The organism is Solidesulfovibrio aerotolerans (genome assembly GCF_009856865.1).
GTDB classification, from domain to species: Bacteria; Desulfobacterota; Desulfovibrionia; order Desulfovibrionales; family Desulfovibrionaceae; genus Solidesulfovibrio; species Solidesulfovibrio aerotolerans.
Genome location: NZ_WVUD01000083.1, coordinates 1 through 5,238 on the forward strand (window position 1 = coordinate 1; position 5,238 = coordinate 5,238).

At 55.9% G+C, this 5,238-nt stretch carries 5 protein-coding genes and 1 pseudogene; 1 reads left to right on the forward strand and 5 read right to left on the reverse strand.

Annotated elements, in window-relative coordinates:
• From GTA51_RS19850 to GTA51_RS19875, 5 genes are all read right to left on the reverse strand, one after another.
• A partial coding sequence (locus GTA51_RS19850; protein WP_160964230.1) for a peroxiredoxin family protein occupies positions 1 to 498 on the reverse strand: 498 nt, incomplete at its 3' end.
• 417 nt (positions 499 to 915) lie between these two features.
• Positions 916 to 1,101 carry a hypothetical protein gene (locus GTA51_RS19860; RefSeq protein ID WP_160964231.1) on the reverse strand — a complete coding sequence of 62 codons (186 nt, stop codon included), beginning with the start codon at positions 1,099 to 1,101 and terminating at the stop codon, positions 916 to 918.
• A 15-nt stretch (positions 1,102 to 1,116) separates the two neighbouring features.
• A complete protein-coding gene (locus GTA51_RS19865; RefSeq protein ID WP_160964232.1) occupies positions 1,117 to 3,012 on the reverse strand; it encodes an AICE element replication initiation protein in 1,896 nt (631 codons plus the stop codon).
• A 70-nt stretch (positions 3,013 to 3,082) separates the two neighbouring features.
• A complete protein-coding gene (locus GTA51_RS19870; protein WP_160964233.1) occupies positions 3,083 to 3,433 on the reverse strand; it encodes a hypothetical protein in 351 nt (116 codons plus the stop codon).
• A 94-nt stretch (positions 3,434 to 3,527) separates the two neighbouring features.
• Positions 3,528 to 3,890 carry a hypothetical protein gene (locus tag GTA51_RS19875; RefSeq protein ID WP_160964234.1) on the reverse strand — a complete coding sequence of 121 codons (363 nt, stop codon included), beginning with the start codon at positions 3,888 to 3,890 and terminating at the stop codon, positions 3,528 to 3,530.
• Positions 3,891 to 4,513: 623 nt separating this feature from the next.
• On the opposite strand from GTA51_RS19875, the pseudogene GTA51_RS19880 reads away from it, so the two are divergent.
• Positions 4,514 to 5,238: pseudogene (locus tag GTA51_RS19880) on the forward strand (hypothetical protein); the annotation flags it as partial.

Sequence of the window (5,238 nt, forward strand, 5' to 3'; positions counted from 1 at the left end):
GGGCTTGCGGCGCAGCACATAGAAAAAGGGCGTTCCCACTTGGCCGATGCGCTGGTGCACGGCAAAGTCCGCATCCGAGAACAGGGCAAAGGGGACGTTGAATTTTTTGCGAAAGATATCCACTTCCGTATCGGAATTGCCGGCTCCGATGCCGATCAGCTTGATGCGCCCGCCTAGGTTCTGCTTGTCGATGAGGGCCTGCAGCGCATTGATGGTGGGCGCTTCGCGCTGGCAAAATGGGCAGTACATGCTGAAAATTTCGACCACGAGCACGTCGGCCTTGACCGTGCTGACGGGCGTGGGGCTGGTCTGGGAGGCCAGCCCCAGGGACGCGGTCAGTTCAGGGGAGATGGGGCCGATCAGCGGCACGTCGGGAAAGGGCGTGCCCTCGGCCAGGGGCGCTGCCCCGGGGGCTTCGGACGCTTCCACGGCCAGGGCCTGGGTGCCGACAGCCATGACCAGGACCAGGGCGGCAAGCGTTGCGAACAGTGCTTTCATGGTGTCTCCGGTGGGGCGATTTAGGCGGTCCCAGACCGCTATGTCAATTTATATAGCATTTCGCGGCTCGGGGCAAAGGGGTCAGGCGCTTTGGGCCGCGTCCAGAGCCTAGCGCACATCGGCGATGATGTCGTCGGCATCTTCGCAGCCAACCGACAGGCGCACCTGGGTGTCCCCAACGCCGATGACCAACGGTCCCCCCGGGACATCTTGCGTGGGAGACGACAGCAGGGAAACAGGCCAGCGATTCGATGATGAAACGTCTACGCGTGGGAGGTGTATCTTTGTTCCGTTTCGTAGACATCGCCTTGCTGGCCGCATGCCTGCTCGCCTTTAGAAACTCCTACGACCAAGACGACTCGGCCCAAATGGCGCTCGAGGCGCTGACCAAAACCCTTGACACCACCGATTCAGGAATCATACGCAACCTTCCTGGCGATGGAGCAAGTTGTCGTAAATCAAGAGGTCGATCACTGGCGCGTCCATGACCATGGCCGCGAGTTTGTCGCCGTCGGTGACCATCGCCTTGACCCCCTCGGCACTTATCGGCGTGAAAAGAGCGTCCCAATAAAAAAGGGCGGCCGAAGCCGCCCACCCAACCAAAGCAATGCAGCCCCATCAGAACGCGCTGATGTAAGCCCCTTCGTCCCAATCTTCAATGAAAGCTGACTGGCTACTGCTCAGAAAGCTTGGACAAGCGATTGCGGCTTCAACATCTTCGCGAATATCGCCCGCCATCTCAATCCCACAAAAAAACTCATCCCCGTGCACGCGCATGCAGTTCGAGCATTGCAAACAGCTTTGCGACTGGCAGGGCGTTTCAGTGGCCGGCGCGGCATCCTCTTGGTCAGGCTCATTCGGCAGACTTTGGTCGCCAACGAGCAGAGACGCCTCAACCGTTTCGGGCACAACCTGGACAGGAATTTCCGTAATCCAGGAGTCGTGGTCATCCTGGCAATTGGGGCCGCAGTCGGCTTCAGGCACAGAGTTGACCGGGCCCGCGCCCTCACCCGCAAATGGACTCGCCGGTTCTTCGACGATACAAGCGACGGTCGGTTCTTGCGCGTGGATGACGATGCGTGTCCCCCATCTGCTGGCCTTCTTGATAATTTCAAAGCCATTGTCGGCCAGGTCCGCTCGGATTTTGCCGATTGCGACCCCAAGCTTTTCGGCGCTGTCGGGCCAACGCTGCCCGTTGCCAAGACTTGTCGGTGCATACGGCTGAATTGCATCCAGGAGTTCAGAGGTGATGCCGTCAAAGCCGCCGCCGCCGCCAACGAGTTTCAGGATCGCCGTTAAAAGGGGTTCGTGACCCGAAGGGGCGGCAGAGCCAGAGCCTCTTTTGCGATACCGCCGGCCGTTCTCGCGGACGGCCTCCAGAAACTGGGCGGCCCCAAAACCGACTATTTCCGCCACAGCAGCACCGAAATGGCCGAAATCCATCAATCGGGGCAACGCAACAGGCTTCAATTGGGGAAGAATCTTTTTGGCTTCAACGACGACATCCAAAATCCCGCCCAGGATCCCAGGCAGCGCGTCCTCGAAGCGATCAGTTAGGCCCAACCCGCGACACTGATCAGCCTCAGTAAGGCGGTTCATTTCAATCACGACCGCTCGACTCAGGAAGTCAGGCGCGGCGGTTGGAATCTGGATTGAGGTCAGAATCATCCCTCTGCGGTAGGAATATGCCACCACCGAGGCGTTGGTATAGTGCGCTCTGGCTTGAAACCCACCTCCGGTGACTGCTTTGCAGAGCATGTCCGATACGAAGGGAGGGATTGGGGAGAGGTTGTCCAGCACTGGAAGAGCATTTAGGTGAAAGACCAAACTCAGCTCACGGCGGTCCGGCCGGTAGTCGTTGTAGATGGGGTCCGTCGGGTCGATGATCGTGCGCAAGAATCGCGCCGCTGACGTTTTAGCGCTTCCAGCAGCTCCTATCAGCGAAAGGACAGGGCGCTCGAGTTGCGGGCAAAGCATAACGCACGCCGTTGCGAGAATAAGCATGCGATCTTCGGCGCTGTCCACGTTCAGAAAATCAAACAACCGGGTCGCATCGCCGTCTCTGGCTGGCGTGGCCATCGCGCGCTGGGTCGGCGTTCGGCGGAATGCAACAGGGAACCCTGCGGCCATCCGCCAACCGTGCTCGTCAAGCTCAATGATCTCGCTCGCCTCATTCGCAAGATCAAGATACTGCTTCCCGTTTACAAACCCGTGCCGAAGAAATACATCGCCGACGCATGGGGCCGTGGTTGATCGAGCTGCAATCACGTGGAATATGCTTTTGACAAGCGACATGGGCAGAAAATCACCGGTATTGTTCAGGTAGGTCAAGTGCAACCAGTCCTCAAATTGACCATCGTACAAGGGAGAAAATCTTGTACCTCCGTCGTCTACCTGATGTTGTATATACACTGCACCTGCGTTATCACGAAGTATTTTAGCTTTATTGACGATGCTCATCGCCGCAGCGGCCGGCTTGATTTTATTGTGTGTTGATGTGGCAGTTTGTGTCATTTTCCAATCCTATCCGTGCGGGAGAGGCGCAAAGCCCCTCCCATTTTGCTTAAAAATTATCCCTTCCCGCTTACCGATGGGCAGCGACGAATTCACCAAGCGCTGTCAACGAGTCAACCTTCTGCACCGCAGTGCGCTCGGAGTATCGGATGAGGGCTGAAAGAAGATTCTCAATTTCGACGTCGTCAAGACGGCAAATTTCTAATCCAGAAATGGTTATGACTAATTGCTCGAAGTAGAAGTCTTCGGCTTGATACGTGTGCATAAGTCGCGCTGCATTGCTAGAGCAGAATTTCATGTTTCGACCAAAAGGGCTTCGTGAAATTTCCTCATTATAACCAGACTCTGAATTCTCTACCTGCAGACGGACTTCGTTTTTGTCATCCATATACACAAGCACATATCTGGCCAAAGCGTGCATAATGCCCTCCCCTTTATAGTTTCATTTGGTTTTGATTCTCCACAACTCGTGTGGTGGGGGGGAGGCAGCTCCCCCCAACACACACGCTGTCAATCTAGCGACGACTGATGTCCCAGTTTGCGACAAAATCGTCGTATTCCGCGTTGCTTCTGAGTGTCAAAAACTTGGCGTCCACTACCGAATTGATCAACGCTGACAGGAACTTGGCCAATTCCACCGCTGTCGTGCGGCTGAAATCACGACCGATAACGATTTGAGCATGATACGAACCGATAACCTCCCCTTCCACCTCAAAGACGCGAATCAGAAAAGCGTGCGGCGTCGACGCCAGGTCTAAAGATTGGTCTTCGCATGGCGTGCGACAGACTACTCGATATTCCCCGCTGGTTTCGTCGACAATTTCAACCTCAACAAGTTCGGACCCTTTTTCGAACGTAAAGAGCCAATATTCCTTCATAATTATCTCCACTCCGACAGACGCGTCGGCAATAAAACCCCATGGCGAGCACTGTGACTTGCCACAGATTTTCCCGCGAACTTGCGGCAACGACGATCCACACTACCAAAATCGCCCAGAGCGTGATCCAGGCAGAAGACAATGCGGCAAAATAAGTGGGGCTAATACGGGCAGGGCTAATACGGGCAGGGCTAATACGGGCAGGGCTAATACGGGCAAGACGGACAGCGCGAATGTCTACGTCGCCGAACCATATCTAAATCAAAAAACAAGAATTGGCAAGAGGTTTTGAAAATTTTTTCTACAAAAAAATATTTTTGTGACTATACTGTGTAATTTGAATCATTATTTATGCTCGTTTTCTGTATTTATGAGTGATTATTTTGTGATTAAGCATGTTATTGCATCAGTTACTGTCGCCAATGCTACACACGCTGCCCCCCTTGACAGACAGAAACTGCTCCTTATGCTCTGCCAAAATTAGACTCTGAGGTCGCCGTGACCGCATTGCCACGTTCCATTGGACCTTTGCTCTCCCTCAGCGGAGGCTCCAGTGGGCACCCCCCTCCAGGCCGAACTCGGGCCACCCCTCTCAGTTAAGGACGTCGCCGAGATTCTCGGCGTTGACCCGCGTACTGTTCGCAAGTATGCCGAAGACCTGGGCGGTGTCTGGGTTGCCGGACGCCTGCGGTTCTTTGACAACTACATCAGGAGTTTATGCGATGCCAGCGTTATGCAAACGCGGCGACGAACGCCGCTGGCGCGCCCAGATCAAAAAGGACGGCCGTCAGGTCGCGATCAAGTGGTTCGGTCCCGGGAAAAGGGGCGGGCCGGAGTACAAAAAGGCAGTTGTCTGGGAGGAGGAAACCAGAAAGACCCTGGAGAACCCGCCCGAGACGACAACCGATACGGACTCCTGGACGGTCTTAAGCTGGGGAAACGCCCATCTTGACCATGCTAAGCGGCGCAACGCCAAGGGGACGCTCAAGGAGAAAGTTACGACCTTCAAGGCCCTGGTCGAAACCTTCGGGGCGGGCTTCCCGGTCGAGGGGTTGACCTCCGCCGAAGCCATGCGGCACCTGGACCGCCAAGAAGAGACTCGGTCTGGGAACGCGGCCAACAAAGACCGCAAAAACCTGGCCCGAGGATGGGAATGGGCCAAAAAAATCCTCCCCAACTTCCCAGACGCCCCAAACCCGTTCAGGGCGGTGGAGCGCTACCCTGAGATGCGGCATCCCCGGTATGTCCCGTCGGAGGTGGATTTCTTCAAGGTGTTGGCCAAGGCTGAAGGGCAGGACATGGTGATGCTGACGACGTTTCTGCATCTGGGGGCCCGGCGGGGGGAACT